Source organism: Collimonas rhizosphaerae (genome assembly GCF_038896935.1).
Classification (GTDB): Bacteria; Pseudomonadota; Gammaproteobacteria; order Burkholderiales; family Burkholderiaceae_D; genus Collimonas; species Collimonas rhizosphaerae.
The window spans coordinates 395341-421708 of record NZ_JBANDC010000001.1; the positions used below are offsets into that span (position 1 = coordinate 395341).

General features: G+C 60.8%; 24 protein-coding genes. 16 read left to right on the forward strand and 8 right to left on the reverse strand.

Going from position 1 to position 26368, the window contains the following annotated elements; translation table 11 throughout:
• The first annotated feature begins 45 nt into the window (after positions 1-45).
• Together yoaA and V8G57_RS01810 are read left to right on the forward strand one after the other, a co-directional pair.
• Positions 46-2112, forward strand: coding sequence for a DNA repair helicase YoaA (yoaA, locus tag V8G57_RS01805; RefSeq protein WP_342827944.1), 2067 nt, complete (start codon positions 46-48; stop codon positions 2110-2112).
• A gap of 210 nt (positions 2113-2322) precedes the next feature.
• Entirely contained in the window at positions 2323-3777 is a 1455-nt protein-coding gene (locus V8G57_RS01810; RefSeq protein WP_342827945.1) for a Ppx/GppA phosphatase family protein, read from the forward strand.
• 94 nt (positions 3778-3871) lie between these two features.
• Here the strand turns inward: V8G57_RS01810 and V8G57_RS01815 are convergent, their stop codons facing one another.
• Positions 3872-4984: an ABC transporter substrate-binding protein gene (locus V8G57_RS01815; RefSeq protein ID WP_342827946.1), complete on the reverse strand. Its 1113-nt coding sequence runs from the start codon at positions 4982-4984 to the stop codon at positions 3872-3874.
• 161 nt (positions 4985-5145) lie between these two features.
• Here V8G57_RS01815 and V8G57_RS01820 point away from each other — a divergent pair, with 161 nt between their 5' ends.
• The 4 genes from V8G57_RS01820 (at position 5146) to V8G57_RS01835 (ending at position 8549) form a co-directional block, all read left to right on the forward strand.
• On the forward strand, positions 5146-5607 hold the full coding sequence (locus V8G57_RS01820; protein WP_342827947.1) for a hypothetical protein: 462 nt from the start codon (positions 5146-5148) through the stop codon (positions 5605-5607).
• Positions 5608-5860: 253 nt separating this feature from the next.
• Complete coding sequence (locus V8G57_RS01825; protein ID WP_092392150.1) at positions 5861-6628, forward strand: GNAT family N-acetyltransferase; 768 nt, start codon at positions 5861-5863, stop codon at positions 6626-6628.
• Positions 6625-7509 (forward strand): UDP-2,3-diacylglucosamine diphosphatase, encoded by an 885-nt coding sequence (locus tag V8G57_RS01830; RefSeq protein WP_092392152.1) that lies wholly within the window; start codon positions 6625-6627, stop codon positions 7507-7509. Before V8G57_RS01825 ends, V8G57_RS01830 begins: the two co-directional genes overlap by 4 nt.
• Positions 7491-8549, forward strand: coding sequence for a glycosyltransferase family 4 protein (locus V8G57_RS01835; protein ID WP_092392154.1), 1059 nt, complete (start codon positions 7491-7493; stop codon positions 8547-8549). The genes V8G57_RS01830 and V8G57_RS01835 overlap by 19 nt, the downstream gene beginning before the upstream one ends.
• Before the next feature lie 119 nt (positions 8550-8668).
• On the opposite strand, the gene V8G57_RS01840 is transcribed toward V8G57_RS01835, so the two are convergent.
• Complete coding sequence (locus tag V8G57_RS01840; RefSeq protein WP_092392156.1) at positions 8669-9481, reverse strand: outer membrane protein assembly factor BamD; 813 nt, start codon at positions 9479-9481, stop codon at positions 8669-8671.
• Between the two features lie 56 nt (positions 9482-9537).
• Here V8G57_RS01840 and V8G57_RS01845 point away from each other — a divergent pair, with 56 nt between their 5' ends.
• Together V8G57_RS01845 and pgeF are read left to right on the forward strand one after the other, a co-directional pair.
• Positions 9538-10578 (forward strand): RluA family pseudouridine synthase, encoded by a 1041-nt coding sequence (locus V8G57_RS01845; RefSeq protein ID WP_092392158.1) that lies wholly within the window; start codon positions 9538-9540, stop codon positions 10576-10578.
• 46 nt (positions 10579-10624) lie between these two features.
• On the forward strand, positions 10625-11392 hold the full coding sequence (gene pgeF, locus V8G57_RS01850; RefSeq protein ID WP_342827948.1) for a peptidoglycan editing factor PgeF: 768 nt from the start codon (positions 10625-10627) through the stop codon (positions 11390-11392).
• Between the two features lie 10 nt (positions 11393-11402).
• Here the strand turns inward: pgeF and V8G57_RS01855 are convergent, their stop codons facing one another.
• Positions 11403-11669: a hypothetical protein gene (locus V8G57_RS01855; protein ID WP_092392162.1), complete on the reverse strand. Its 267-nt coding sequence runs from the start codon at positions 11667-11669 to the stop codon at positions 11403-11405.
• 67 nt (positions 11670-11736) lie between these two features.
• Here V8G57_RS01855 and phaC point away from each other — a divergent pair, with 67 nt between their 5' ends.
• The 6 genes from phaC (at position 11737) to V8G57_RS01885 (ending at position 18192) form a co-directional block, all read left to right on the forward strand.
• Entirely contained in the window at positions 11737-13515 is a 1779-nt protein-coding gene (gene phaC, locus V8G57_RS01860) for a class I poly(R)-hydroxyalkanoic acid synthase (protein ID WP_342827949.1), read from the forward strand.
• 82 nt (positions 13516-13597) lie between these two features.
• Positions 13598-14338 (forward strand): 3-ketoacyl-ACP reductase, encoded by a 741-nt coding sequence (locus V8G57_RS01865; RefSeq protein ID WP_092392166.1) that lies wholly within the window; start codon positions 13598-13600, stop codon positions 14336-14338.
• 185 nt (positions 14339-14523) lie between these two features.
• The gene (gene phaR, locus V8G57_RS01870) at positions 14524-15087 is read left to right on the forward strand and encodes a polyhydroxyalkanoate synthesis repressor PhaR (protein WP_014005763.1); all 564 of its coding nucleotides are present in this window, start codon (positions 14524-14526) and stop codon (positions 15085-15087) included.
• 101 nt (positions 15088-15188) lie between these two features.
• The gene (gene rimO / locus V8G57_RS01875; protein WP_342828055.1) at positions 15189-16580 is read left to right on the forward strand and encodes a 30S ribosomal protein S12 methylthiotransferase RimO; all 1392 of its coding nucleotides are present in this window, start codon (positions 15189-15191) and stop codon (positions 16578-16580) included.
• Positions 16577-17014, forward strand: coding sequence for a hypothetical protein (locus V8G57_RS01880; protein ID WP_342827950.1), 438 nt, complete (start codon positions 16577-16579; stop codon positions 17012-17014). The genes rimO and V8G57_RS01880 overlap by 4 nt, the downstream gene beginning before the upstream one ends.
• A gap of 14 nt (positions 17015-17028) precedes the next feature.
• Positions 17029-18192: a cystathionine beta-lyase gene (locus V8G57_RS01885; protein ID WP_342827951.1), complete on the forward strand. Its 1164-nt coding sequence runs from the start codon at positions 17029-17031 to the stop codon at positions 18190-18192.
• A 97-nt stretch (positions 18193-18289) separates the two neighbouring features.
• Here the strand turns inward: V8G57_RS01885 and V8G57_RS01890 are convergent, their stop codons facing one another.
• Genes V8G57_RS01890 through mfd form a run of 4 tightly spaced genes read right to left on the reverse strand, consistent with a single transcriptional unit; the run spans position 18290 to position 23591 of the window.
• Complete coding sequence (locus V8G57_RS01890; RefSeq protein WP_342827952.1) at positions 18290-18844, reverse strand: GNAT family N-acetyltransferase; 555 nt, start codon at positions 18842-18844, stop codon at positions 18290-18292.
• Positions 18841-19203: a DUF4870 family protein gene (locus tag V8G57_RS01895; RefSeq protein ID WP_092392172.1), complete on the reverse strand. Its 363-nt coding sequence runs from the start codon at positions 19201-19203 to the stop codon at positions 18841-18843. Before V8G57_RS01895 ends, V8G57_RS01890 begins: the two co-directional genes overlap by 4 nt.
• Positions 19204-19245: 42 nt before the next feature.
• Positions 19246-20103: a phosphoserine phosphatase SerB gene (gene serB, locus V8G57_RS01900; protein WP_342827953.1), complete on the reverse strand. Its 858-nt coding sequence runs from the start codon at positions 20101-20103 to the stop codon at positions 19246-19248.
• Positions 20104-20153: 50 nt separating this feature from the next.
• Entirely contained in the window at positions 20154-23591 is a 3438-nt protein-coding gene (gene mfd / locus V8G57_RS01905) for a transcription-repair coupling factor (RefSeq protein WP_342827954.1), read from the reverse strand.
• A gap of 134 nt (positions 23592-23725) precedes the next feature.
• Between mfd and ispD the strand changes: the two genes are divergently transcribed.
• Together ispD and ispF are read left to right on the forward strand one after the other, a co-directional pair.
• Positions 23726-24424, forward strand: a complete 699-nt coding sequence (ispD, locus tag V8G57_RS01910; RefSeq protein ID WP_342827955.1) for a 2-C-methyl-D-erythritol 4-phosphate cytidylyltransferase — start codon at positions 23726-23728, stop codon at positions 24422-24424.
• Positions 24425-24449: 25 nt separating this feature from the next.
• A complete protein-coding gene (gene ispF, locus V8G57_RS01915; RefSeq protein WP_342827956.1) occupies positions 24450-24935 on the forward strand; it encodes a 2-C-methyl-D-erythritol 2,4-cyclodiphosphate synthase in 486 nt (161 codons plus the stop codon).
• Between the two features lie 89 nt (positions 24936-25024).
• Here ispF and V8G57_RS01920 read toward each other — a convergent pair whose 3' ends face one another.
• The gene (locus V8G57_RS01920) at positions 25025-26365 is read right to left on the reverse strand and encodes a sensor histidine kinase (protein ID WP_342828056.1); all 1341 of its coding nucleotides are present in this window, start codon (positions 26363-26365) and stop codon (positions 25025-25027) included.
• Between the last annotated feature and the right edge of the window lie 3 nt (positions 26366-26368).

Below are 26368 nucleotides of genomic sequence, written 5' to 3' on the forward strand. Positions count from 1 at the left end.
TGGCTGGTAGGATAACCATCCAGCCTCAGCTTTAAGTAAGTTACCTTGACCGAAGATACATCCCCCCTTGCCGCTGAAAGCGTCGCCGCTGTAGCCGCCGCCGCGCCAGCCGGCACGCACGACGCCGACATCGATCGCCTGTTCGCCAGCACCGGTCCGCTTGGACAGGCGGTCGGCGGCTTCCGGCCGCGCCAGGCGCAGACCGAAATGGCGAAAGCCATCGCCGACGCCATCGCCCAGCAGCGCACGCTGATCGCCGAGGCCGGCACCGGCACCGGCAAGACCTTCGCCTACCTGGTGCCGGCCTTGCTGTGGGGCGGCAAGGTGATTGTCTCGACCGGCACCAAGAACTTGCAGGACCAGCTGTTCTTGCGCGACATCCCGACCGTGCGCAGGGCGCTCAGCGCGCCGGTCTCGGTGGCGCTGCTGAAAGGGCGCGCCAACTACGTCTGCCATTTCCACCTGGAGCGCACGCTGCAGAACGGCCGCATGACGTCGCGCGAGGATGTCGGCTACCTGCGCGAAATTTCCCGTTTCATGAAAACCACTTCGTCCGGCGACAAGGCGGAGTTGTCCAATGTGCCGGAAACCGCGCCGATCTGGAACCTGGTGACCTCGACCCGCGATACCTGCATGGGCGCCGAGTGCCAGTATTACCAGGATTGCTTCGTGATGAAGGCGCGCAAGGAAGCGCAGCAGGCTGACGTGGTGGTGGTCAACCACCACCTGTTCTTTGCCGACGTCGCCCTGAAGGATACCGGCGTCGCCGAGCTGCTGCCGTCGGCCAACACCATCATCTTCGATGAAGCGCACCAGCTGCCCGAGGTCGCCACTTTATTTTTCGGCAATACCGTCTCCACTTCGCAGATCCTGGAACTGTGCCGCGACGTGCTGGCGGAAGGCTTGTCGCATGCGCGCGACGGCGCCGACTGGGGGCAAGTGGTGCTGCCGGTGGAAAAGGCCGCGCGCGACATGCGCCTGGCTTTTCCGCAGGACGTGGTGCGGCTGGCGGTCAACCAGATTGCTGCCTCGAGCATATTTTTCCCGGCGCTGGAAACCATGCGGGCACAGCTGCACGGCATGATCGCCGTCCTGGAAAAACAGGCGGAGCGGGCCGAAACCATCGAGCAGTGCCGCACCCGCGCGGTCGAGCTGGGCTACAAGCTGGACGGCTGGAACAGCGCGCCTGCCGCGGCTGGCGGCAAGCCGCCGAAGAAAGCCAAGGCCGCCGACGCAGAGGACGACGAAGGCAGCGTGCTGTGGGTGGAAGCCTTTTCTTCTTCCCTGCAGCTGCACCAGACGCCCTTGTCGATAGCGCCGATTTTCAACAAGCAGCGCGAAGGCGTGGCGCGTTCCTGGATCTTCACTTCGGCCACGCTAGCGGTGAAGAACGATTTCCAGCACTACGCCTCGCAAATGGGCCTGTGGGACGAGCCGGCGCAGTCCTGGCCCAGTCCCTTCGACTATGGCGAACAAGGCTTGCTATACGTGCCGCAGAACCTGCCGCAGCCCAATTCGCCGGACTATACCGACGCCGTCATCGACGCTGCGCTGCCGGTGATCGAAGCCTCCGGCGGCCGCGCATTCCTGCTGTGCACCACAATACGCGCAGTGAACCGTGCAGCCGAGCGGCTGCGGGCCGAATTCGAAGCGCGCCACCTGGATTTTCCCTTGATGGTGCAGGGCGAGGCCGGGCGCACCGAGCTGCTGGACCGCTTCCGCGCCGCCGGCAACGCCGTGCTGGTCGGCAGCCAGAGCTTCTGGGAGGGCGTCGACGTGCGCGGCGAGGCGCTGTCGCTGGTGATCATCGACAAGCTGCCGTTCTCGCCGCCGGACGATCCGGTGCTGGCGGCGCGCATAGACGCGCTGGAATCGAAGGGCATGAACGGTTTCATGCATCACCAGTTGCCGGCGGCCATCATTAACCTGAAGCAGGGCGCCGGCCGCCTGATCCGCGACGAAACCGACCGCGGCGTCCTGATGATCTGCGATCCGCGCCTGATTTCCAAGGGCTACGGCCGCCGCATCTGGCAGAGCCTGCCGCCGTTCAGGCGGACCCGGGAACTGAGCGCGGTGCAGGCATTCTGGAGCGGCGAGACGGTCGGCAGCTAACTGTCCGCGCTTGTGAGAGGATGTGGTCTGCCGCATCGCCGCCGCGCTGTCGTTTTGGCCTGGTGCGATCGGTTGCGATCGGCTAAGCTGCCCTGACGGTTTGTCATCAGCATGTAATAATCCGGCTCTATTGTCGCAGTTCGTCACAGTGTCTAATCCCGGCCGGCCAGGCCGGTTTTTCTCGAACGCTCGTTTGGATAAAGGTAAGCAATGTTTGCAGCAGTGGATTTGGGGTCGAACAGTTTCCGTTTGCATATAGGCAAATACAATGGTGATGCGATCCGCGTCATCAAGAGTGCGCGCGACCCGATCCGACTGGCTGCCGGCCTTGACGCCAAAGGTTACCTGACCGAACAGGCGATGCAGGTTGCGCTGGATTCGCTGTCGCGCTTCCGCAGCATCCTGGCCGACTACCAGCTGGAAGCGGTGCGGGTGGTGGCCACCAACACCTTGCGCGTGGCCAAGAATGCGGCGGAATTCCTGCCGATCGCCGAACAGGTCATCGGCTATCCGATTGAAATCATTTCGGGCGAAGAGGAAGGCCGGCTGATCTATATGGGCGTCGCCAGCATGCTGCGCCTGCCGAATGAAAAAAGGCTGGTGCTGGATATCGGCGGCGGCTCCACCGAGCTGATCCTGGGACGCGGCCAGCAGATCGAACGGGTCGAATCGTTCGGCATCGGCACGGTCAACCAGAGCCTGGCGTTTTTCGCCGACGGCCAGATCACGGCCGAGGCTTACGACGCTGCGGTGCTGTCCGCTCGCAGCCATTTCGAAGACGCGGCGCCGCCGTACCGGCCGCAAAACTGGAGCCATGCGTATGGCTCTTCCGGCACGATCCGGGCGATTGCCGAGACTATCGAGAAAAACGGCCTGGGCGACCATCGCCTGTCGTACACCAGCCTGGAGGCCCTGCGCGCCTGTTTCGTCGAGTTCGGCCACGTCAGCCGGATCGACCTGCTGGGCATGAAGCCGGAGCGCGCCGCGGTCATGGTCGGCGGCCTGGCGGTGCTGATCGGCCTGATGCAGGAACTCGGCATCGAGGTGATCCAGCCGATCGAAGCCGGCCTGCGCATGGGCGTGATGTGGGACCTGCAGTTGCGCGGCACGCGGCTGGACCGGCGCGACCAGTCGGTGCACGATTTTTCCCAGCGTTTCCATGTCGACCAGCTACGCGCCAGCCGGGTCGCCGAAACAGCAACCTCGCTGTTCGAAATGCTCAAGCCCAGCAGCGACGGCCTCAGCCAGTACCTGCACTGGAGCGCCTTGCTGCATGAAGTCGGGCTGGTGGTGTCGCAGAGCGGTTATCACAAGCATGCCGCCTACCTGATCGAGAACGCCGACCTGTCCGGTTTCACTACCCGCGAACAGCGCGCCATGAGCATGCTGATCCTTGGCCAGAAGGGCAACCTGCGCAAGATCAGCGATGCGCTGCTGGATCCGGATTTTTCCAAGGCGGTGCTGGCTTTGCGCCTGGCGGTGATGTTCCTGCATTCGCGGATCGAGATCGACCTCGACGAATTGCGCCTGAAGATGAAGAGCAAGATCGAACTCGACATCAAGCGCGACTGGATTGAAGACCATCCCACCGCGACTTACTGGATGACCAAGGAACAGGACTGGTGGCGCGAGATCGGCGTCGATTTTTCCATCCGCCGGACCTGATTGCCTGCAGCAGCCGGCGCGGCATCAAGCCGGCCGGTTTTTTGATTTGCTCCCTGATTTGTCATGTTTGCCGCTGAAGTGCGGCTGGGCTGCTTCAGTAAGTCAGTCCGCTGGATTTGTTGAACAGCGCCATGTCGACATAGCTGGAGAGGTGGTTGCTGTCGGCGACGTCGCCCACCATGTAACCGCCAATGTCGAAACCGCCGCCGGGAATGGCGTATTCGGCCTGGCCGGCGGCGCGTTTGCCGGCCGGCAGCAGGCGCAGCCATGATTTTGCCGCGGTAAATCCTTCCAGCGTCAATGCCGATACCGGCTCGTCGCGATACTTCCGCATCATGTTCAAATGTTCCAGCTGTATCGACGAGCTGCCGATGTTGGGGTTCGGGACGACTTGCGAGAACACCGTCCACTCCACGGCCTTGCCACCCGCCAGCTGGCGCAGCGTGGTCAGGTTGGTGAGGGACGAGCCGGCGACGAAGGTTTGCGGCGCCAGCTTGCGGAATTCTTTCAGGAATACCCCGGCATTCACGGTATCGGCGATCATGATCACGAACCCCGGTTTGGCGCTGGCCAGCTGCGCTGTTTCGCTGCGCATCCTGGCGAGATCGTTGCCGAGGTGGACCGTGCCGCTGAGCCTGATGCCGCTTTCCTTCATCTGTTCGGCCAGGCGCTGGTAAGCGTCGGCGGTGGCGGCCGATTCCTGGTACACCACGCCGACGTCCTTGATGCCGAGCTTGTCGAAATGGGAAAATATATGGCGGATTTCCTGCTGGTAGCTGGGCCGCCAGAACAGGATTTTGGCATCTTTCCGGTAATCGGCGCCGGCCAGCGGCGCGTACAGCGTCAGGCCGCTGCGCTTGAATTCGGCGGAATCCAGCACGGCCCGGGTGACATCGTCGCCGACGCCGCCGAACAGGTAAGAGACGTGGGCCTGGGTGATCAGTTCGGCGACCGCTTTCACCGCCTGGTCGGCCTGGCCGCGGTCGTCGCGCACCAGGTACTGGATGCGGCGGCCGTTGATCCCGCCTTTGGCGTTGAGCACGTCGAAATAGGTCTTGATGCCCGCCACATAATCGCGTCCGAGGTCGGCATTGGGGCCGGACAGGTCGATGGCCTGGCCGACCACGATGGCGTCGGCCGCCGCATTCGCCAGCAGCGGCAGGCACAGCGCAAGGCCGGCCAGATACTTGCACAAAAAGCGTTTCAAGTTTAAGTTCATCGGAAAGTCGAAATATGGCGGAGGAGGAGTCGCGATTCTGGTTGTAAATTGTGACGGCTTGATGAATTTGTTGTGTTTGTTGAAGCTGTTCTTGCCGACGATGGAATAATTGTATATATTATTTATACGATTTAATTTTGGAGAGTTGAATGGTTACCAGTAAAATTGTGAAACGTGTCGTCAAAAAGCCGGTTGCAGCGCCAAAAACCGTTGCCAAGGCCAAGCCTGTTGCGCGTCCAGCTGCCAAGCCGGCGGCAAAGCCTGCTGCCAAGCCAGTAGTGAAGGCAGCCGCAAAGCCTTTGCCTAAGCCCTTGCTGGCTACCAAGCCGGTTGCAGCCAAGCCTGCGCCAAGCATCAAGTCGCTGCCGGATTTGAAGGGCAAGGTAAAGAAAGCCAAGCTGGTGCGCGACAGCTTCACCATGCCGGCCGATGAATACCAGGTGCTGGGCGACGTCAAGAAAACATTCTTGAAAGCCGGCCTGGAAGTGAAGAAGAGCGAGCTGCTGCGGGTCGGCGTTGCCTTGATCCGCGAACTGGGCCTAGCCAACCTGAAGCTGGCCGTGGCCAGCCTGCCGCCGGTGAAGGCGGGCCGTCCGAAGAAGGAAAAATAAGACAGCCCGGCCGTACTGCGCAGTGCGCTGAACGGGGTCCGGATTTGTGCGATGGCGAAAGCCGGCGTGCAAATCCGGACCCCGTTTGCCTATGGGCGGCATGTGCGCGGCCTATCGAAAAACGGCGGCATCCAGATCGTTTCGATTGCATTTTCGACACTGTTGCTATGTCATAAAACCGAAATAAACCTGTCATTTTCTTGAAGTAATCCGTGGTTAGGCTTGTCATCGTCACAATCAGAAAGGACGATGAATGCAACTACTAACGAATCCTGGCGAAGCAAGTACGAGTGTTTCCAAGTTGACGGTTAGTCTTGCCAGTACGCCGGAAGAAGTACGCGAAGTGCAGCGTCTGCGCTATAAGGTTTTTATCGAGACGATGGGCTTGTCCGCGCTGGCCAATGCGGATGGCCTGGACAGCGATGAATTCGACTCTTATTGCGATCACCTGATCGTGCGCGACACCAACACCTTGCGCGTGGTTGGCACCTATCGCGTCATGAGCCCGCATGCGGCAAGAAGCATGGGGCGTTATTACTCGGAACAGGAATTCGACCTCGGTCGCCTCGACAACCTGCGCAGCAGCATTGCCGAAGCCGGGCGCGCCTGCATCGATCCCGAATACCGCAGCGGCAGCGTCATCATGCTGCTGTGGGCCGGCCTGGCGGCCTTCATGCGGCGCGAACGCTGCGACTACCTGATGGGCTGCGCCAGCGTCAGCCTGGCCGACGGCGGGCACAACGCCGCGGCCTTGTACCACAGCCTGGAGCCGGGCAATTTCGCTCCGGCGGAATACCGGGTCACGCCGCATGTGCCGTTTCCGGTCCATGAGCGTGAAGCCGGCCATGTGGCGCAGATGCCGCCGCTGCTGAAAGGCTATCTGCGCAGCGGCGCCTGGGTCTGCGGCGACCCGGCCTGGGATCCCGATTTTCACTCCGCCGATTTTTTCCTGCTGCTGCCCTTGTCCAAGCTGGACCAGCGCTATGCGCGCCACTATCTTAAAGAAACGAGGGCGACATGAAACCAGGTGAACAGTTTCTGGAAGCTGCGTTGTTTGGCGCAAATTCCGGCGCCGGCGTTAGCGCCGGCGCCGGCGCCAAGCGAGATCCGATCCGCTTTCGCACCATCTGGATTTCCGATGTCCACCTGGGAACCACCGGCTGCCAGGCTGCTCGCCTGCTGGAGTTTTTACGCGCGACCGAGTCGGACACCCTGTACCTGGTCGGCGACATCATCGACGGCTGGCAGCTGAAGCGCCGCTGGTACTGGGACCAGGTCCACAACAACGTAGTGCAAACGGTGCTGAAAAAAGCGCGCAAGGGAACCGAGGTGATTTTTGTGCCCGGCAACCATGACGAGGCTGTGCGCCAATTCATCGATCTGGACTTCGGCGGTATCCGGATTCGCGATGAATTGGTGCATACCACCGCGCAGGGGAAACGCATGCTGGTGCTGCACGGCGACCGTTTCGACGGCGTGATCGCCTGCGCCAAATGGCTGGCGTACGTGGGCGACAGCCTGTACACCGTGATCCTGAAATTCAACCAATGGTTCAACGGCTGGCGCGCACGCGCCGGCCTGCCTTACTGGTCGCTCTCGCAATACCTGAAGCTGAAGGTGAAAAACGCCGTGAACTACATTTCTTCATTTGAAGATGCCTTGGCGGCGGAAGCGCAGAAGAAGGGCCTGGACGGCGTCATTTGCGGCCATATCCACAAGCCGGAAATCCGCGACATCAACGGCATCACCTATTGCAACGACGGCGACTGGGTGGAAAGCCTGTCGGCGCTGGTGGAAGAAGCCAGCGGCGAATTGCGCCTGGTGACCTGGCAGGAAATCATGCAGCAAAAGAATCCAGTGTCCGGCAAGAAGGTTAAAGAATTATGCGAATTGCCATCGTAACGGACGCCGGGCAATCGCAGATCAACGGGGTAGTCAATACTTTGCGCGCCACCAGCGCATGCTTGCGCCATAACGGCCACGAAGTGCTGCTGCTGAGCCCCGACGATTTCCCGACTTTCGCCTGTCCCACCTATCCGGAAATCCGCCTGGCGCACAAGCCTTATGCCAGGATCGCGGCCAGCCTGAAGGCGTTTGGGCCCGACTGCATCCATATCTCGACCGAAGGGCCGATGGGCCTGGCCGCCAGGCGTTTCTGCCTGCGCCAGGGAATAGGCTTTACGACCGCCTACCATACCCGTTTCCCCGAGTACCTGAGCGCGCGTTCGATCCTGCCCAAGGCGCTGACCTACCGCTGGCTGCGCTGGTTCCACGGTCCTTCGAAAGCGGTGATGGTGCCGACGCCGCATGTGCTCAAGGAGCTGGAGCAGCGCGGCTTCCGCCATCTGGTGTTGTGGGGCCGAGGGGTGGATACCGAACGTTTCAAGCCGGTCGACGAGGACCACGCTTGCATCGTCCGCCCTTTGTACCTCTACGTCGGCAGGGTGGCGGTGGAAAAGAACATCGAGTCGTTCCTGCAGGTTGACCTGCCGGGCAGCAAATGGGTGATCGGCGACGGCCCGCTGCGCGAAGAGCTGCAGCAGCGCTATCCGGATGTGCAGTTCCTGGGCGCCAAGCCGCACCATGAGCTCACCTCGTATTACAACTGCGCCGACGTGATGGTGTTTCCCAGCCATACCGATACCTTCGGGCTGGTCATGGTCGAAGCCATGGCATGCGGGGTGCCGGTCGCCGCTTATCCGGTCGCCGGTCCGCTCGATGTGGTGGCGCACGGGCGCTCCGGGATACTGGACGAGGACTTGACCTCGGCTTGCCAGCGGGCCCTGGCGCTAGACCGGCGCGAGGTGCGGGAACATGCGCTGGAATATTCCTGGGAGTACGCCACGCAGCAGTTCCAGCAGCATCTGTTTCAGATCCATGGGGTGAAAGCGCGTCCCAATAATCTGCTGGCCGGCAGGTCGCGTCCCGCTTCCGGCCTTTGACAAGCCAAGCCGTTCAGGCAAGCAAGACTACTGGCTGGCGCGTGGCGACAAGCATAGCCTCAAAATAAAATGCCCCGCTTGGAAGAACGGGGCATTTTTATTTAGTGCGAGCCTGCCTGTTACCAGAATTTCCACCAAGGCGCTTTTACTACCTTGGTGCTGTCGGTGCCGGTACCGCCGACATACTTGCTGTTCGGGTAGGTTTTCTTCAGCACGCGCTCAGCGTCGTCATGCAATTGCGTCAGGCCCAGGGCTTCGTAAGACTGCACCATGATATGCAGCGCTTCTTCCACCGCCGGCGCATCGCGATATTGCTGGATGGCGCTTTGCGCGCGGTCGGCAGCCGCCACATACGCGCCGCGGCGGTAATAGTAGCTGGCGACGTGGACGTCATACTGCGCCAGCGCATTCACCAGGTATTTCATGCGCGCCAGCGAATCGGGGGCGTAGGTGCTCTCGGGGAAGCGGACCACCACCTGCTTGAAGGCGTCGAATGCATCGCGCGCCGCTTTCGGATCGCGCTCGGTGGCGTCCTCGCTCGACAGGAAGTCGAAAATGCTGATCTTGTCGTTGAAGTTGACCAGGCCGCGCAGGTAGTACATGTAGTCTACGTTAGGGTGGTTCGGATGCAGCTTGATGAAGCGGTCAATTGCCGCCAGCGCCTCAGGCTGTTCGCCTTGCCGGTAGTGGGCATAGGCGATATCCATCTGCGCCTGTTGCGCGTAGGTGCCGAACGGATAACGCGATTCCAGCTTTTCAAAGTACTTAATTGCCTTATCGTAGCCGCCGCTGTTCATTTCATCCTTGGCCTCCGAGTATAATCGGGGGGCGGACCAGTTTGCGGTTTCATCGACTTTGTCTGGCAATAAGCCACACGCAGATAAGGATAGAGCGAATGCGACAGCAGCTAGTTTTAAGAGTCTTTTTTGCATAGTGGTTTGCAAGATTGCGCGTATTTACGTGTATTAACAACGATTGATTATAGCTGATGGGACTTCAAGTGATGTCATTTACCAAGCCAAATTTGGCTGAAAGTCTGCCTGACGCTGATTTAGAGGCCGATATCGACTATGTCGACGACGGCGACGCGGCTACTGCCAGCGCGCCGATAGTACTGCAATTGACACCGGATGTGTGCGGCACGCGCCTGGATAAAGTAGTTTCAACCCTGGTGCCGCAATATTCGCGCAGCCGCATCCAGCAATGGATCGAAGCCGGGCACGTTACCGTCGACGGCAAGCCGGGCACCACCAAGATGACCACCTACGGCGATGAAACCGTGGTGGTGCTGCCGCAGCCGGCGCCCGACGAAAAGGCGTTCACGCCGGAAGACATGGCGCTGGATGTGGTTTACGAAGATGCGGCAATCATTGTCATCAACAAGCCGGCCGGCCTGGTGGTGCATCCCGCCGCCGGCAACTGGTCAGGAACCTTGCTCAACGGCCTGCTGTTCCGCTGGCCGGCATTGGCAGGAGTGCCGCGCGCCGGCATCGTGCATCGCCTGGACAAGGACACCAGCGGCCTGATGGTGGTCGCCAAGACGCTGGAAGCGCAGACCGACCTGGTGCGCCAGCTGCAGGCCCGTACCGTCAAGCGCCAGTACCTGGCGCTGGTGTGGGGCACGCCGCAGCTGAACGGAACCGTGGACAGTCCCATGGCGCGCCATCCGCGCGACCGCATCAAGATGGCGGTATCCGACAGCCTGATCGCCAAGCCCGCCATCACCCACTACCAGCGGCTGGCGACCGGCCTGCTGGAGCGGCGTCCGGTCAGTCTCATGGGTTGTCGCCTGGAAACTGGGCGTACCCACCAGATCCGCGTCCACATGCAGTCGCTCGGGTTTTCGCTGGTGGGCGACGCCTTGTACGGCAAACAACACCTGATGCCGGCTTTCCCGCGCCAGGCCCTGCAGGCGTCGCGCCTGGGCCTGATCCATCCGAGCACGGGTAAGGCTTGCGAGTGGCATGCGCCGCTGCCGGAGGATTTCGCCGCGCTGCTGGTGCGCGCCGGCATGAGCGTGCCGGAATGACGGTCGCGGTTTTGTGGACTAAACGGAAAGAAGGAGCCTTCGGCGCATGCAATTGATCATTCCGGACTGGCCTGGATTGCCGCCGAATATTGGCGCTTTTGCCACCTTGCGCGGCGGCGGCGCCAGCCAGGGGCCGTATGACGACGGCAACGGCGGCGGCGGCCTGAACCTTGGAAGCCATGTCGGCGACCTGCTGCCCACGGTCGAATCCAACCGTGCGCAACTGGATGTCTTGCTGCCGGCGTCGCCGCTGTGGCTGGCGCAAGTCCACGGCCATCATGTGGTCGACGCCGGCGCTGCCGTCGCCGGCGTCGAAGCGGATGCCGCCATTGCCACCCGGGCCGGCGTAGTGTGCGCAATACAGACCGCCGATTGCCTGCCGGTCTTGTTTGCCGATATGAACGGCGCCGTGGTCGGCGCCGCGCATGCCGGCTGGCGCGGACTGCAGGGCGGGGTGCTGCAAAATACCGTGGCGCGCATGCGTGCCGCCGGCGCCGGGCCGATTGCCGCCTGGCTGGGCGCGGCCATCGGCCCCGAACGGTTCGAGGTCGGCGCCGATGTGTTGGCGGCATTCGCCGACGCGGCGCCGGCTGGCCAGGCAAGGCAGCAGGCCGAAGCCTGCTTTGCGCCGATCGCACAGCGGCCGGGCAAATACCTGGCCGACATTTATCAGCTGGCGCGGCTTGCGCTGCGCGAGGCAGATGTGCAGAATGTTTACGGTGGCGGATTGTGCACGGTCAGCGACAGGAATTTTTATTCCTACCGCCGCGACCATGTGACCGGCCGCATGGCTTCGCTGATCTGGCTGAAATGACCGGCGTCGCTTATGGTTTGGCTGATTCCGGTTTTTCTTGCGAAGCAGGTGTCTCGGCGGTTGCGGCGGCGGCAGCTTTTTGCTGTGCCGCCAGCCTGTTAGAATTTTCAGTGCGCTGACGATTTCTCTTGCGTTTCGGCGTGCCCATCAGGTATAAAACAATTGTCAAAGGAAAAACACCGTACAGTAAAAAAGTCATCACGCCGGCAACTGGAGTAGCCTCTGTAATTGCCATCATGAAGACAACGTAAATCCATGCGATGGCGACGATATGCATTTGGTTCCTGCTCTAGAGTCAATCCGATAAAAGATACACGAAAATAAGCCAAAACAACGGTCACCGCATGAATACGCCTAATTTTTCCGTCTTCGATCCTGCCGCATTGTCGCAACTCTCGCAGCAATTCAGTCAAGCCTTCAATCCCCAGTTCCTCCAGCAGCTCGGCCATATAGCCGACCCCGGCATGTTCCTCGGCTTCAATCCAGCCGCGCAAAACCAGAACGGCGCGGCGGGTTTCGGCGAGCTCGGCATTTCGCTCGATCCGGCGGTGCTGGAAAAGCTGCAGGCGGAATACACGGAGCAGTTGTCCGCGCTGTGGAAGGACATGCTGGCAGCGCGCATACCGGCCATCGCCGACCGCCGTTTCAGCGCCGCGGCCTGGCATGACAATCCGCTGCATGCCTTCAATGCGGCGGCCTACCTGCTCAATGCCCACTTCCTGAACGCGATGGTCGAAGCGCTGGATGCGCCGCCCAAGCTCAAGCGCAAGATCGGCTTTACCGTACAGCAGATGATCGACGCCATGGCGCCTTCCAATTTCCTGGCGACCAATCCGGCGGCGCAGCAGAAAATTGTCGAAACCCATGGTGAAAGCCTGACCAAGGGCATCGCCCAGATGATCGCGGACATGCACAAGGGCCGGGTGTCGCAGACCGACGAGTCGGCATTCGAGGTCGGCAAGGACGTGGCCACCACCGAAGGCGCCGTGGTATTTGAAAACGACCTGTTCCAGCTGATCCAGTACACGCCGCTGACCGCCAAGGTGTACCAGCGGCCGCTGCTGATCGTGCCGCCTTGCATCAACAAATTCTATATCCTCGACCTGCAGCCGCAGAACTCGCTGGTGCGCTATGCGGTGGAGCAGGGGCACAGCGTGTTCCTGGTTTCCTGGCGCAACGCCGATGAATCGCTGGCGCATGCGACCTGGGACCAGTACATCGTCGATGGCGCAATCCGCGCGATCCAGGCGGTGCAGGAGATCAGCGGCCAGGACAAGATCAACACGCTCGGTTTCTGCGTCGGCGGCACGATCCTGTCGACGGCCCTGGCAAAGCTGGCGGCGGAAAAAAACAATCCGGTCGCCAGCCTGACCTTGCTCACTGCTTTCCTGGATTTCAGCGACACCGGCATCCTCGACGTATACATCGACGACCTGCAGATCCGCATGCGGGAACAGGCCATCGGCCAGGGCGGCCTGATGCCTGGACGTGAATTCGGTTCTGCGTTTTCCAGCTTGCGTCCCAACGACCTGCTGTGGAATTATGTCGAATCGAACTACCTGAAAGGCGAGCAGCCGACGCCTTTCGATCTGCTGTACTGGAATGCCGACAGCACCAATTTGCCGGGGCCGATGTTTTGCTACTACCTGCGCCACATGTACCTGGACAATTCGCTGAAGGAGGCCGGCACGCTGACGGTAGGCGGACAAAAGATCGACCTCGGCAAGATCGATGCGCCGGCTTTCATCTATGCCTCGCGCGACGATCATATCGTGCCCTGGACCTCAGCCTATGCCTCGGTTTCCCTGCTCAATCCCGGGAAGCCGAAACAGAACCGCTTCGTGCTCGGCGCTTCCGGCCACATCGCCGGCGTGATCAATCCGCCGGCAAAGAAGAAGCGAAGTTATTGGACCGGCAACGCCGCCGGCAAGGCAGGCGCCGTGGATGCCGAAGCATGGATGGCGGCGGCGGTTGAACATCCAGGCAGCTGGTGGACCGAATGGACCGGATTTTTATCCGAACATGCAGGAAAACAAGTGGCCGCGCCGCGCAAATTGGGAAATACTCAGTACAGCGTCATCGAACCTGCGCCGGGACGGTATGTCAAAGTCAGGGCAGAATAAAACACAGCGGGAAGACTGTCGGGGAAGTTGTAGTCACGAAGCAGATGGATTTTTTGAATCGTTTTTTTGAAGGAGACAAGAGATGGCAAAGCGAATCGTTTATGTGACAGGGGGAATGGGCGGCATCGGTACCCCAATTTGTACTCGTCTTTGCACAGATGGTTTTACCGTGGTAGCCGGCTGCGGGCCGAATTCCACGCGCAAGGATAAATGGCTGGCCGACATGCGCGCCAAGGGTTTCGATATCCATGCTTCGGAAGGCAACGTCTCCAACTGGGAATCGACCAAGGCAGCGTTCGACAAGGTCAAGGCGGAAGTCGGCGAAGTCGATATCCTGATCAATAACGCCGGCATTACCCGCGACGGCCAGTTCCGCAAGATGTCCAAGGCAGACTGGGATGCGGTCATCGACACTAACCTGAATTCGCTGTTCAACGTCACCAAGCAGGTCATCGACGGCATGGCGGACCGCGGCTGGGGACGGATTGTCAATATTTCATCGGTCAACGGCCAGAAGGGCCAGTTCGGCCAGACCAATTACTCGACCGCAAAAGCCGGCATCCACGGCTTTACCATGGCGCTGGCGCAGGAAGTGGCGACCAAGGGCGTTACCGTCAATACCGTGTCGCCGGGTTATGTCGGCACCGACATGGTGCGGTCGATCCGCCCGGACGTGCTGGAAAAAATCGTTGCCGGGATCCCGGTAAAACGCCTGGGCGAACCGGAAGAAATCGCTTCCATCATCTCCTGGATCGTGTCGGAAGAGGGCGGCTACGCCACCGGTTCCGACTTCTCGCTGAACGGCGGCCTGCATATGGGCTGATGCGGTTTCCCGCATGGATTGCGAATCCATGCGGGATATTGCACACGCTTGTTTGTACTGCAATGCAATAAAACTCCCTGCACTGTCTTTGCACATGCATATAATGAAGATGTACTGTAGCAAAACGTCGATTGCTAAAGTAACAAATATAAAATGCGTTATGGGCGCAGCAACCTGGGACTGAAATGACTACACCAAAAAAAATGTCTGAACGTTTGATCAAGAAGTATCCGAATCGTCGCCTCTACGATACGCAAACCAGTTCATACATTACCCTGACGGACGTCAAGCAGCTGGTGCTGGACAACGAAGAGTTCGTTGTGCTGGACGCCAAGACCGAGGACGACCTGACGCGCAGCATCCTGCTGCAGATCATCCTGGAAGAAGAGTCGAACGGCACGCCCATGTTTTCCAGCGCGGCGCTGTCGCAGATCATCCGCTACTACGGCCACGCCATGCAGGGCATGATGGGTTCTTACCTGGAAAAGAACATCCAGGCGTTCATCGATATCCAGAACAAGCTCACCGAGAATTCCAAGGGTTTTTACGAAGGCAAGCCTTTCAGCCCGGAAATGTGGGCGCAGTTCATGAATGTCCAGGGGCCGATGATGCAGGGAATGATGAGCAACTACATCGAACAGAGCAAAGGCCTGTTCATCCAGATGCAGGAGCAGATGCAAAACCAGACCAAGAACATGTTCGGCACTTTCCCGTTTGCACCGCCGCCGCCGGACAAGACAAAAAAATAATCATTGAGCAAGCCCCGCGGCAGGTTTTTACGAACCTTGCAGGGTAACCATGGCGGTGGAAGGGGTACAATAGCGACTTTGCTTTGACCCCATCTCCCGCCATGTCCAACGTCATCTCCGCCGCGCCAGCTGCACCGGCTGCACTAGCCGCCGCCCCTAAAGTCGGTTTTGTATCCCTTGGTTGTCCCAAGGCGCTGGTCGATTCCGAACAGATCCTGACCCAGCTGCGCGCGGAAGGTTATGAAACTGCCAAGTCGTACCAAGGCGCCGACCTTGTAATCGTCAATACCTGCGGTTTTATTGATGCCGCAGTGCAAGAGTCGCTGGACGCCATCGGCGAAGCGCTGAGCGAAAACGGCAAGGTCATCGTGACCGGCTGCCTGGGCGCCAAGAAGGATGCCGACGGCGACGACATCATCCAGAAGATCCACCCGAAGGTGCTGGAAGTGACCGGCCCGCATGCGGTCGGCGAAGTCATGTTTGCCGTGCACAAGCACCTGCCCAAGCCGCACGCGCCGTTCTTCGACCTGTTGCCGCCGCAGGGCGTCAAGCTGACGCCCAAGCATTTCGCTTACCTGAAAATATCGGAAGGCTGTAACCATCGTTGCAGTTTTTGCATCATCCCGTCGATGCGCGGCGACCTGGTGTCGCGCCCGATCGCCGACGTCATGCTGGAAGCCGAGAACCTGTTCAAGGCCGGCGTCAAGGAACTGCTGGTGATTTCGCAAGATACCAGCGCCTACGGCGTCGACGTCAAGTTCCGCATGGGTTTCTGGAACGGCAAGCCGGTCAAGACCCACATGACGCAGCTGGTCACGGCGCTGGGCGAACTGGCGGCCCAGTACGGCGCCTGGGTGCGCCTGCACTACGTTTATCCTTACCCGCACGTCGACCAGATCATCCCGCTGATGGCCGAAGGCAAGGTGCTGCCATACCTTGACGTGCCGCTGCAGCATGCCCATCCCGATGTGCTGAAGCGCATGAAACGCCCGGCCAGCGGCGAAAAGAATATCGAGCGGATCCAGGCCTGGCGCGCGATGTGCCCGGACCTGACCATCCGCTCCACGTTTATCGCCGGTTTTCCCGGCGAAACCGACGCCGAGTTCGAATACCTGCTGGATTTCCTGAAAGAGGCGGAAATCGACCGCCTCGGCTGCTTCGCCTATTCGCCGGTGGAAGGCGCCACTGCCAACGCCCTGGACAATCCGGTGCCGGAAGAACTGCGCGAAGAGCGCCGCGGCCGCGTGATGCAGCTGCAGGAGGAAATTTCCAAGAAACGCCTGCAAGCCAAGGTCGGCAAGACCATGCGCGTGCTGATCGATTCGGTCGACCGCAACGGCGGCGTCGGCCGCTCCAGCGCCGATGCGCCGGAAATCGACGGCGTGGTGTACGTCAAGCCGCCGTATGAACCGCACAAGAAGCTGGTGGTCGGCGAGTTTGTCGACGTCACCATCACCGCCTCCGATGCGCACGATTTGTGGGCCGCTGCATGACGGCAGGGAAGGTTGCTGTTGCGCTGACCTTGCTGGCTGGTTTTGCCGCCGCCCCGGTGCTGGCGGATAATCGAAATGCTGCTGGCGCGCCGGTAACCGCGGTTGCGGCGCAAGACCGGTTCGCCACGCCGCTGACCTTGCGCGGCACGCTGGGCGATGCGCAGATCGAAATGCATTTGCAGCAGAAACCGGATCCGAGCGAAGGCATCCAGGGCAGTTATGTGATTGCCGGCCAATCCGCTAAAATCCTGCTGGCAGGCGAATCGGACAATGCCGATATCCTCATGGAAGAATCCGTCAACGGCAAGGATGTTTCCGGCGAGTGGGCTGGCAAACTTGTCGGCAATACTTTCAGCGGCACCTGGTCCACTACCGACGATGCGGTGACCAAGCCTTTCGCCTTGACTGTCCAGGCTCCCAGAGCCGTCAAATAAAACCATCATTGAACATGGCAAAGAAGAATCCTCAAACCGCATTGATGCACAGCGACTACACCGCGCCGGCAGGTTTTGACGCTTTTCCGGTAGCGATCCACCACGCCTCCACCGTGCTGTTCAAGAATGTCGCGGCAATGCGCGCGCGCGAGTGGCAGGAAAAGAACAGTTATACCTACGGCCTGCACGGCACGCCGACTTCCTTCACGCTGGAAGCGCGCTTGGCGGAAATCGAGGGCGGCCAGCATTGCCTGCTGGCGCCTAGCGGGCTGGCGGCGATCACCATGGTCGACCTGGCCTTGCTGAAGAGCGGCGACGACGTGCTGTTGCCGGACAATGTGTACAACCCGAATCGCGAGCTGGGCAACTGGCTGTCCAAGGATTTCGGCATTACCGCTCGCTATTACGATCCGATGGCCGGCGCCGGCATCGCTGGCCTGATCCAGCCGAACACCCGCCTGGTCTGGACCGAGGCGCCGGGTTCGGTATCGATGGAAGTGCCGGACCTGCCCGCCATCTGCGCCGCGGCGCACGCCAAGGGCGTGCTGGTGGCGATAGACAATACCTGGTCGGCCGGCCTGGCGTTGCGCGCTTTTGACCTGGGCGTTGACATCGTGATGCAGGCGCTGACCAAATACCAGTCGGGCGGATCGGATGTGCTGATGGGCGCCGTGGTCACCCGGGATCCGGCCTTGAACCAGAAGCTGCAGCTCGCGCATATGCGGCTCGGTTTCGGCGTCGGCATGGATGACGCTTACCTCGTCTTGCGCAGCCTGCCGACCATGAAACTGCGCTTCGACGCGCACGACGCCGGCGCGCGCACGGTTGCCGCCTGGCTGCAGCAGCAGGCGCAGATCAGCCGGGTATTGCATCCGGCTTTTGCGGACTGCCCGGGACATGAAAACTGGAAGCGCGATTTCACCGGCGCGGGCGGCCTGTTTTCGGTGCTGTTCGATGCCCGCTATAGCGAAGAGCAGACCGACTGTTTCGTCGACAGCCTGAAACTGTTCAAGATCGGCTATAGCTGGGGCGGCGCCAACAGCCTGTGCGTTCCTTACCGGATCCAGGGCATGCGCAAGAACTGGCAAGACCAGGGCACGCTGGTGCGCTTCAATATCGGCCTGGAAGATCCGCAGGACCTGATTGCCGATATCGAGCAAGCTTTCAACCTGATGTAATGCTGTACGTGGCTAGGCCGCGACGATTTCAGCGAGCAAAAAAAATGCCGATCCAGACAGATCGGCTTTTTTTTCGCCTGCAGCTTGGGCCTGTAGTTCAGGTCAGCTGCTGACGCATATAAACGGCAGCGCCCTGATTTCCTTGCACTTGATAGCTGGCCAGGTTTTCCCTGGCGGGAGATGGCAGTGATTCTACAGCGGCATAACCTAGCGTTTCCCAGAATACCTGCGACCGTTGCACCGACACCAGCGCACTCCAGCCTAAACCATCTGCGCGCGCCTTTTCCAGTGCGGCGGCCGCCAGGGCATTGGCTGCCCGCCGGCCGCGCGCATCCGGTGCAACGGCCAGGTCATGCAGGTACAGGCAGTCGGGCGCCGCGGGAATCGTGAAGGGATGATCCAGCGCGGTGACGGCGTCCTTGCTTGAAGGGTAGCTGAACAGATAGGCGCCGGCGCCTTGCCCTGGTCCTGACCATATCCAGCAAGTCGCCGGGGTCAGGGCGAGGCGGGCGCGGAACACGGCTTCCGATTCCTGCATCGGTTCCGGATAGGATTCCGCCTGGATCCGCATGACGGCAGGAATGTCGCGATCAGACATCGCCCGCACCGCGCCATGGCTTGCCGCCGGCTGTTTTTTGCTAGATGGAGTCAAGCAGGCATTGCCTTGTTGTCATTCAAATCCACCAGGCCCTTGATCAGGCGATAGCCCTTCCACAGCCAGGCAATGCCCCAGACGGCGAAAGCCAGCGGGATGCCAAGCACGGTCAGGAACAGGGCGCCGCCGACCACCATCCACAGCAGATACCACCAGAACGAGCGGATTTGCCAGTTGTGGTGGCTGTACACAAAGGTGTCGGCCGCATCCGAGCGTTTGACATAGTTGATGATCAGGGGGATCCAGGACAGCGCTCCCAGGGAAAACAGCAGGCTGGCGGCATGAAACAGGTAGAGCCACCAGGCGAGATTTTTCTCGGAATGCAGCTTGCTATCGAAGACTAGTTCTTGGGCCATGACTGTCCTTTACGTTAAAAGAGGCGCTGGATTCTTCAGGAATTACGCCAATATAGGCAAGATGCCATCCAAACCGACAAAATTCAAGGCCACGCTCGCTTGCGCGCGCACCACAGGCTTGGCGCGGAAGGCTACCGACAGGCCGGCGATCTTCATCATGGCCAGGTCGTTGGCGCCGTCGCCCATGACAATCGCCTGGCTTGGCGCGATGCCCAGCTCGGCGCAAACGCGTTCGACCGTCGATTTTTTCTCCTCGGCGTTGACGATGCCGCCCAGCACTTTCCCGGTCAGCTTGCCGTCGACGATTTCCAGCACGTTGGAATGGCTGTAATCGAGTCCGAGAGCGGCCTTCATGTGATCGGTGAAGAACGTGAAGCCGCCCGACACCAGCAAGGTCTTGAGGCCGGCCGCCTTGACTGCCGCCAGCATGGTTTCCGCGCCTGGCGACAACTGCAGCCGTTCGTCCAGCACTCGTTGCAGCGCCGACGCATCCAGGCCTTTGAGCAAGGCCACGCGCCGGGTCAGGCTTTCATTGAATTCCAGCTCGCCGCGCATCGCCGCTTCGGTAATCGCCGAGACTTGCGGCTTCAAGCCTTGCATGTCGGCGATTTCATCGATGCATTCGATCGTGATCAGGGTCGAATCCATGTCCATCGCCAGCAACTTGAAATCATCCAGTTTCGGCGCCGCCGGCAGCCAGGCGCAGTCGATCCGGGCGCCGTAGCAGGCGGCGTCGATCAGCGTCTTCAGGTTTTCGGAATAGTCGACGCCGTCGCAACGCCAGGCATGGCGGCCGGCGCTGCTGATATCGGCCGCGGCAACGCCGGCCAGGTTGGCGATACGGTCGATGGCACTGCTGGTGCTACGTTCTGCGCCCAGGCTCTGCAAGATGAGATTCATGTGTCTGGTTTGGTTTCAGGAAAATTCAAATAAACGGATAGCGTACAAGATCATCCCGCCAAGGCCTTGATGGTGGCCTTGACCTGGATCAGGCGCGCCGCCAGGTCCGGCATGTTGACGGTGATGCGCAATTTGTCCTGGCCGTTGAGCTTGATATGGCGGTTCTTCTGGATCAGGTCGATGATGCGCATGGCGTCGATCGGCGGATTCGGCACGAACTGCAGCAGCGCCGAGTCAGTATGCGCATCGATCTTGACGATGCCTATCGATTTCGCGGCGATCCGCAAGCGATGGGTTTCGACCAAGGCCTTGGCCGGATCCGGCAGCTTGCCGAAGCGGTCGATCAATTCTTCCTGCAGGTCGTCGATCTTGTCCTGGCCGTCGCAATTGGCCAGCCGCTTGTAGATCGACAGCCGCTCGTGGACGTCGCCGCAATAATCGTTGGGCAGCAGGGCCGGCACGTGCAGGTTGATTTCGGTGGTGCTCGAAAGCGGCGCCGCCAAATCCGGCTCCTTGCCGTTCTTCAATGAGCGTACGGCTTCGTTGAGCATGTCGGAATACAGCTGGAAACCGATCTCGTGCATTTCGCCTGACTGGTTATCGCCCAGCACTTCGCCGGCGCCGCGGATTTCCAGGTCGTGCATGGCCAGGTAGAAACCGCTGCCGAGTTCTTCCATCTGCTGGATCGCATCCAGCCGGCGCTGCGCCAGCTTGGTCAGGCCCTGGACGTCATGCACCAGCAGGTAGGCGTATGCCTGGTGGTGCGAACGGCCGACGCGGCCGCGCAACTGGTGCAACTGCGCCAGGCCGAACTTGTCGGCGCGGTGCATGATGATGGTGTTGGCGGTAGGGACGTCGATGCCGGTTTCGATAATGGTGGTGCAGAGCAGGATGTTGAAACGCTGGGCCACGAAATCGCGCATGACTTTTTCCAGGTCGCGTTCATGCATCTGGCCGTGGGCAATGGCGATGCGCGCTTCCGGCAGCAGCGCTTCCAGCATCGCCTTGCGGTTCTGGATGGTTTCGACTTCATTGTGCAGGAAGTAGACCTGGCCGCCGCGCTTCAATTCGCGCAGGCAGGCTTCGCGGATCGTCGATTCGCCCTCGCTGCGGACGAAGGTCTTGATCGCCAGGCGCTTTTGCGGCGCGGTGGCGATGATCGAGAATTCGCGCAAGCCTTCCAGCGCCATGCCCAAGGTACGGGGGATCGGCGTTGCGGTCAGCGTCAAGACGTCGACTTCGGCGCGCAGCGCCTTGAGCGTTTCTTTCTGGCGAACGCCGAAGCGGTGTTCCTCGTCGATGATGACCAGCCCCAGGCGCGAAAACTTGATATCGTCGGACAGCAGTTTATGGGTGCCGATCACGATATCCAGGGTGCCGTCGGCCATGCCCTTGATCGCCTGCGTGACTTCCTTGCCGCTGCGGAAGCGCGACAGCTCCGCAATCTTTACCGGCCAGTCGGCGAAACGGTCGGCGAAGGTTTGCGCGTGCTGTTCCGCCAGCAAGGTGGTCGGCGCCAGGATCGCGACCTGCTTGCCGCCGAGCACGGCGACAAAGGCGGCGCGCAGCGCGACCTCGGTCTTGCCGAAGCCGACGTCGCCGCAGATCAGGCGATCCATCGGCTTGCCGCTGGTCATGTCCTTGATCACGGCATTGATGGCGGCAGCCTGGTCGGCGGTTTCTTCAAAGCCGAAACTTTCAGAAAAAGCCTCGTAGTCGTGCGCTGAATATTCGAACGCATGGCCTTGGCGCAAGGCGCGCCGCGCATACAGGTTCAACAGTTCGGCGGCGGTGTCGCGTACTTGCTGCGCAGCCTTGCGCTTGGCTTTTTCCCACTGGCCGGAGCCGAGCGCATGCAGCGGCGCATCTTCCGGCGAGGCGCCGGAGTAGCGCGAAATCACATGCAGCTGGGATACCGGCACGTAAAGCTTGGTGTCCTTGGCGTATTCCAGGTGCAGGAATTCGGTTTCGCCTTCGCCCAGGTCCATGCTGAGCAAGCCCATGTAGCGGCCGATGCCATGGTTGATGTGCACCACCGGATCGCCGATCTTGAGTTCGGACAGGTCGCGCACCATGGATTCGACCTGGGTGACGCCTTCCTGTTTTTTCTTGCCGATGCGGCGGCCGGAGCCGGCATACAGTTCGGTTTCCGTGATGAATGTGAATTGCGGCAATTCAAAGCCGGCATGCAAGGGCGCCACGCCCAGCATCAGTTTTTTGTCCGACGTGGTGAAGTCGGCGTAACCGTCGCACAGCGCCAGCGGCAGGTCGTATTCGTTGAAATACTGTTGCAAGGTTTCGCGGCGGCCATTCGATTCGGCGCAGATCATCACGCGCCGCTCGCTTTGCAGCAGGTAGGCGCGCAGGTTGGTCAGCGGGTCGTCGATGCGGCGGTTGACGGCGATATTCGGGATGGGCGCCGACAGTTCGGAAGCGGCGTCGCTGTGCTGGATCACCCAGCGGCCGTAAGGCTTGGCCAGGCTGAAAAAATTCTCGTCGGTCAGGAACAGCGCTTCCGGCGCCAGCAAAGGGCGCTCGCGGTCCGACTTCAGGAATCTGTAGCGTGACTGGGTGTCGCTCCAGAAACGCTGGATGGCGCCGTCGATATCGCCGACCAGGGCAAACATGGCGGTGTCCGGCAGGTACTCGAACAACGTCGCGGTGTCTTCGAAAAACAGCGGCAGGTAATACTCGATGCCGGCCGAGGCGATGCCGTTGCCGATGTCCTTGTAGATCGTGGAGCGCGACGGGTCGCCTTCGAACACTTCGCGCCAGCGGCTGCGGAAAACCGAGCGCGCCGCTTCGTCCATCGGGAATTCGCGGCCCGGCAGCAGCCTGACTTCTCTCACCGGATACATCGAACGCTGGGTGTCGGCGTCGAATGTGCGTATGGTTTCGATGGCGTCGCCGAACAGGTCGAGCCGGTACGGCAGCACGGATCCCATCGGGAAAATGTCGATCAGGCCGCCGCGCACCGAATATTCGCCGGGCGACATGACCTGGTTGACATGGCTGTAGCCGGCCAGGGTCAGCTGCGATTTCAGGCGCGCTTCATCCAGCGTCTCGCCTTGCTTGAAAAAGAAGGTGTAGCCTGCCAGGAAGGACGGTGGCGCCATCTTGACCAGGGCGGTGGTAGCGGGAACCAGCAGCACGTCGCATTGGCCGCTCTGCACCTCGTACAAGGTCGCCAGCCGCTCCGACACCAGGTCCTGGTGCGGCGAGAAGGCGTCGTAGGGCAGGGTTTCCCAGTCCGGCAGCAAGTGGCAGCGCAAGCCGTTGGGTTCGTCGCCGGCCTGGAACCAGGGGATTTCGGTGCGCAGCCGCTGGCCGTCGGTGGCGTCGGCCACGATCACCACCAGCATCCTTTGCTGCGCCTTGAGCGCCAGCGCGGCTTGCGCCAATGCATAGGCATCGGCCGAGCCGTGCAGGGCCGGCAAGACAAAACGGGATGCCGGCCTGGGCAGCAATTTTTCTAGATCAAAGGACATTGGGGCCTATTGTGCAAGCCTGCAAGCGTGTCGATAGTGGTCAAAAAAAGCCACAATACGCCTGATTTGACAGTTAAAATTCAGAGCCGCATTATAAACCACTGCCCTTAAACCGGATTCCCCCGAGATTGTGCATGAATTCATCCCGCTATTTTGCCCTGATTCCTGCCGCCGGCATCGGTGCCCGCATAGGCGCGGATATCCCTAAGCAATATATGCCGCTGGCTGGCCAGCCGATGCTGATGCATGTGCTGGACACGTTTGCCGCTGCCGGCGCAATCAGCCACGTGTTTGTCGTAGTCAGCGCCGATGACGGTTATATCGCCGACCTGATGGCGGCGGCGCCGCATCTGCAAGGACGGGTAACACTGTTGTTCCACGGCGGCGCCACGCGCCGGGACTCGGTGTTGAACGGCCTGCAAGCGATCCGCGAAGAGGTTGGCGACGACGACTGGGTGCTGGTGCATGACGCCGCCCGGCCGGGCCTGACCTGCGCCCTGATCGAGCGCCTGGTTGAAACCCTGCGCGACGACCTGGTTGGCGGTTTGCTGGCGTTGCCGGTGGTCGATACCCTGAAACGCGGCGACCAGAACGCACGCGTGGCCCAAACCGTGGAGCGCGCCGAACTGTGGGCGGCGCAGACGCCGCAAATGTTCCGCTACGGCCTGCTGCTGCGCGCCCTGACCCTGGCTGAAGCGGTTACCGACGAAGCCAGCGCGGTGGAGCAGCTGGGCCTGCAGCCGCGCCTGGTCGAGGGCAGTCCGCGCAATTTCAAGGTGACCTTGCCGCACGACGTGGCGCTGGCAGAGATGTTTCTAAAGGAAAAATTTTGAAGTCACCGAATTTGAAGGAGCACACATGAGCCAGCAGTTCCGCATCGGCCAAGGCTACGATTGCCACGCCTTGCAGGCTGGCCGGCCATTGATCATTGGCGGCGTGACGATTCCGCATAAAACCGGCCTGCTGGGACATTCGGATGCCGACGTGCTGCTGCACGCGGTCATCGACGCCTTGTTTGGCGCGGCGGCCCTGGGCGATATCGGCCGCCATTTTTCGGATACGGATGCGCAGTTTGCCGGCGCCGACTCCCGCAAGCTGCTGCGCGAAGCGGTACGGCTGATCGGGGACGCCGGCTACGTCGTCGGCAATATCGACTCGACCATCATCGCCCAGGCGCCGAAAATGGCGCCGCATATTCCACAGATGGTGGCGCATATCGCCGCCGATTGTGGGATTGCGGTCAACCAGGTCAATGTAAAGGCCAAGACCAATGAAAAGCTGGGTTACCTGGGCAGGGAAGAAGGGATTGCGGCGGAAGCGGTGGCTCTGCTGCTTGCGCGCTAGCCTGGGTGTAATAAACCTTTGGTTTTCAATAAACCCTAGGTTTTCAATAAACCCTAGGTTTTCAATAAACCCTAGGTTTTCAATAAACCCTAGGTTTTCAGCTGCAGCTCGATCTGGGTAGCCAGGCCGCCGCCTTCGCGGTTGCTCACGCGCAGCTTGCCGCCGTGCTGCTTGACGATGCGGCTGACGATCGCCAGCCCGAGGCCGGAACCGTTGGCTTGCCCGCGCGCCACGTCGAGCCGGGTGAACGGCCGCAGCAGGCGGTCTATCTCGCTGTCCGGCACGCCGTCGCCGTGGTCGGAAATGTTCAGGATGACCTTGTCGCCGCGGATCTGGCAGCTGATGTCGACCTTGGCGCAATCGTCGCCTTCTTTCTTGCCGTAGCGGCGCGAATTTTCTATCAGGTTGTTGAACACGCGCCGGAGTTCAGTTTCGTTGCCGGAAACGTGGACATTTGGCGTGATGATGGTCTGGATCCGGATGTCGGCATGGCGCGTAGCGGTTTGCACCACATTGTCGATCAGCGCGCTGAGGTCGATTTTTTCGAAGCTGCTGGTATCGGTCGGTTTTGCGTAGTGCAGGAACTGGCCGATGATGCCGTCCATCTGCGCCAGGTCGGATTGCATGCCGGTGCGCGCATCGTCGGACAGGTTCGCCATTTCCACTTCCAGCAGCATGCGCGCCAGCGGTGTGCGCAAATCGTGGGAAATGCCGGCCAGGATGATCGCCCGGTCCGACTCGATGCGCTGCAGGTCGCTCACCATCTGGTTGAAGCTGCGGTTGGCTTCTTCGATTTCAGTCGGGCCGGTTTCGGGCAGCGGCTCAGGCTGCAGCCCTTTGGCCACCGCGCGGGTGGCGGCGGTGAGGCGCGACAGCGGCTGGTTGATCAGGGTCGAAATGAACATCGCGCCCAGCAGCGACAGTACCAGTGCGACGCTGCCCCACTGCAGCCATTGCACACCCGAGCTGCGCTCGACCCGTTCGCTGTCGAGCATCAGCCAGTATTCGTCGCTGTCGATCTTGAAGCTGATCCAGAAGCCGCCGATGTCATTGACCTTGGAAGAAAACCTGGTCTGGTTGCCGAGCCTGGCGCGGACTTCCCGTTCCAGGTCGGGCATCAGGGCGTTGTCGGGCGGCGGCTCGATCCGGTCGGTATCTTCCAGCGGATAAATCCGGATGCCTTCATTGCTGGCCAGGTCGAACAGCAGTTCGCTGCGCAGGTCCGGCGCCGAATGGGTGAGGGCGGCGCGGGTAATGGTGACGATGGAGATGATCTGCGCGGCGATCTGCTGCGCGCGCGGGCCGCGCTCGACGATCTTGAAGCTGGCGACCCAAGTCACCATGCTGACCGTGATCAGGAAGGCGATCATGAAAAAGGTCCGCCACATCAGACCGCTTTTCAGCCAGGCCAGCCGGTGCGGAGTTACCATGTG

Excerpts from the sequence above, each read along its gene's own strand:
- V8G57_RS01885 (WP_342827951.1), top strand. The coding sequence starts at position 17,029 with ATGGCAAAGAAGAATCCTCAAACCGCATTGATGCACAGCGACTACACC.
- V8G57_RS01845 (WP_092392158.1), top strand. The coding sequence starts at position 9,538 with ATGGGACTTCAAGTGATGTCATTTACCAAGCCAAATTTGGCTGAAAGT.
- V8G57_RS01895 (WP_092392172.1), bottom strand. The coding sequence starts at position 19,203 with ATGGCCCAAGAACTAGTCTTCGATAGCAAGCTGCATTCCGAGAAAAAT.
- mfd (WP_342827954.1), bottom strand. The coding sequence starts at position 23,591 with ATGTCCTTTGATCTAGAAAAATTGCTGCCCAGGCCGGCATCCCGTTTT.
- rimO (WP_342828055.1), top strand. The coding sequence starts at position 15,189 with ATGTCCAACGTCATCTCCGCCGCGCCAGCTGCACCGGCTGCACTAGCC.
- ispF (WP_342827956.1), top strand. The coding sequence starts at position 24,450 with ATGAGCCAGCAGTTCCGCATCGGCCAAGGCTACGATTGCCACGCCTTG.
- pgeF (WP_342827948.1), top strand. The coding sequence starts at position 10,625 with ATGCAATTGATCATTCCGGACTGGCCTGGATTGCCGCCGAATATTGGC.
- phaR (WP_014005763.1), top strand. The coding sequence starts at position 14,524 with ATGACTACACCAAAAAAAATGTCTGAACGTTTGATCAAGAAGTATCCG.
- V8G57_RS01835 (WP_092392154.1), top strand. The coding sequence starts at position 7,491 with ATGCGAATTGCCATCGTAACGGACGCCGGGCAATCGCAGATCAACGGG.
- V8G57_RS01820 (WP_342827947.1), top strand. The coding sequence starts at position 5,146 with ATGGTTACCAGTAAAATTGTGAAACGTGTCGTCAAAAAGCCGGTTGCA.
- serB (WP_342827953.1), bottom strand. The coding sequence starts at position 20,103 with ATGAATCTCATCTTGCAGAGCCTGGGCGCAGAACGTAGCACCAGCAGT.
- V8G57_RS01865 (WP_092392166.1), top strand. The coding sequence starts at position 13,598 with ATGGCAAAGCGAATCGTTTATGTGACAGGGGGAATGGGCGGCATCGGT.
- V8G57_RS01830 (WP_092392152.1), top strand. The coding sequence starts at position 6,625 with ATGAAACCAGGTGAACAGTTTCTGGAAGCTGCGTTGTTTGGCGCAAAT.
- V8G57_RS01920 (WP_342828056.1), bottom strand. The coding sequence starts at position 26,365 with ATGGTAACTCCGCACCGGCTGGCCTGGCTGAAAAGCGGTCTGATGTGG.
- V8G57_RS01840 (WP_092392156.1), bottom strand. The coding sequence starts at position 9,481 with ATGCAAAAAAGACTCTTAAAACTAGCTGCTGTCGCATTCGCTCTATCC.
- V8G57_RS01810 (WP_342827945.1), top strand. The coding sequence starts at position 2,323 with ATGTTTGCAGCAGTGGATTTGGGGTCGAACAGTTTCCGTTTGCATATA.
- V8G57_RS01880 (WP_342827950.1), top strand. The coding sequence starts at position 16,577 with ATGACGGCAGGGAAGGTTGCTGTTGCGCTGACCTTGCTGGCTGGTTTT.
- phaC (WP_342827949.1), top strand. The coding sequence starts at position 11,737 with ATGAATACGCCTAATTTTTCCGTCTTCGATCCTGCCGCATTGTCGCAA.
- V8G57_RS01855 (WP_092392162.1), bottom strand. The coding sequence starts at position 11,669 with ATGCATATCGTCGCCATCGCATGGATTTACGTTGTCTTCATGATGGCA.
- ispD (WP_342827955.1), top strand. The coding sequence starts at position 23,726 with ATGAATTCATCCCGCTATTTTGCCCTGATTCCTGCCGCCGGCATCGGT.
- V8G57_RS01825 (WP_092392150.1), top strand. The coding sequence starts at position 5,861 with ATGCAACTACTAACGAATCCTGGCGAAGCAAGTACGAGTGTTTCCAAG.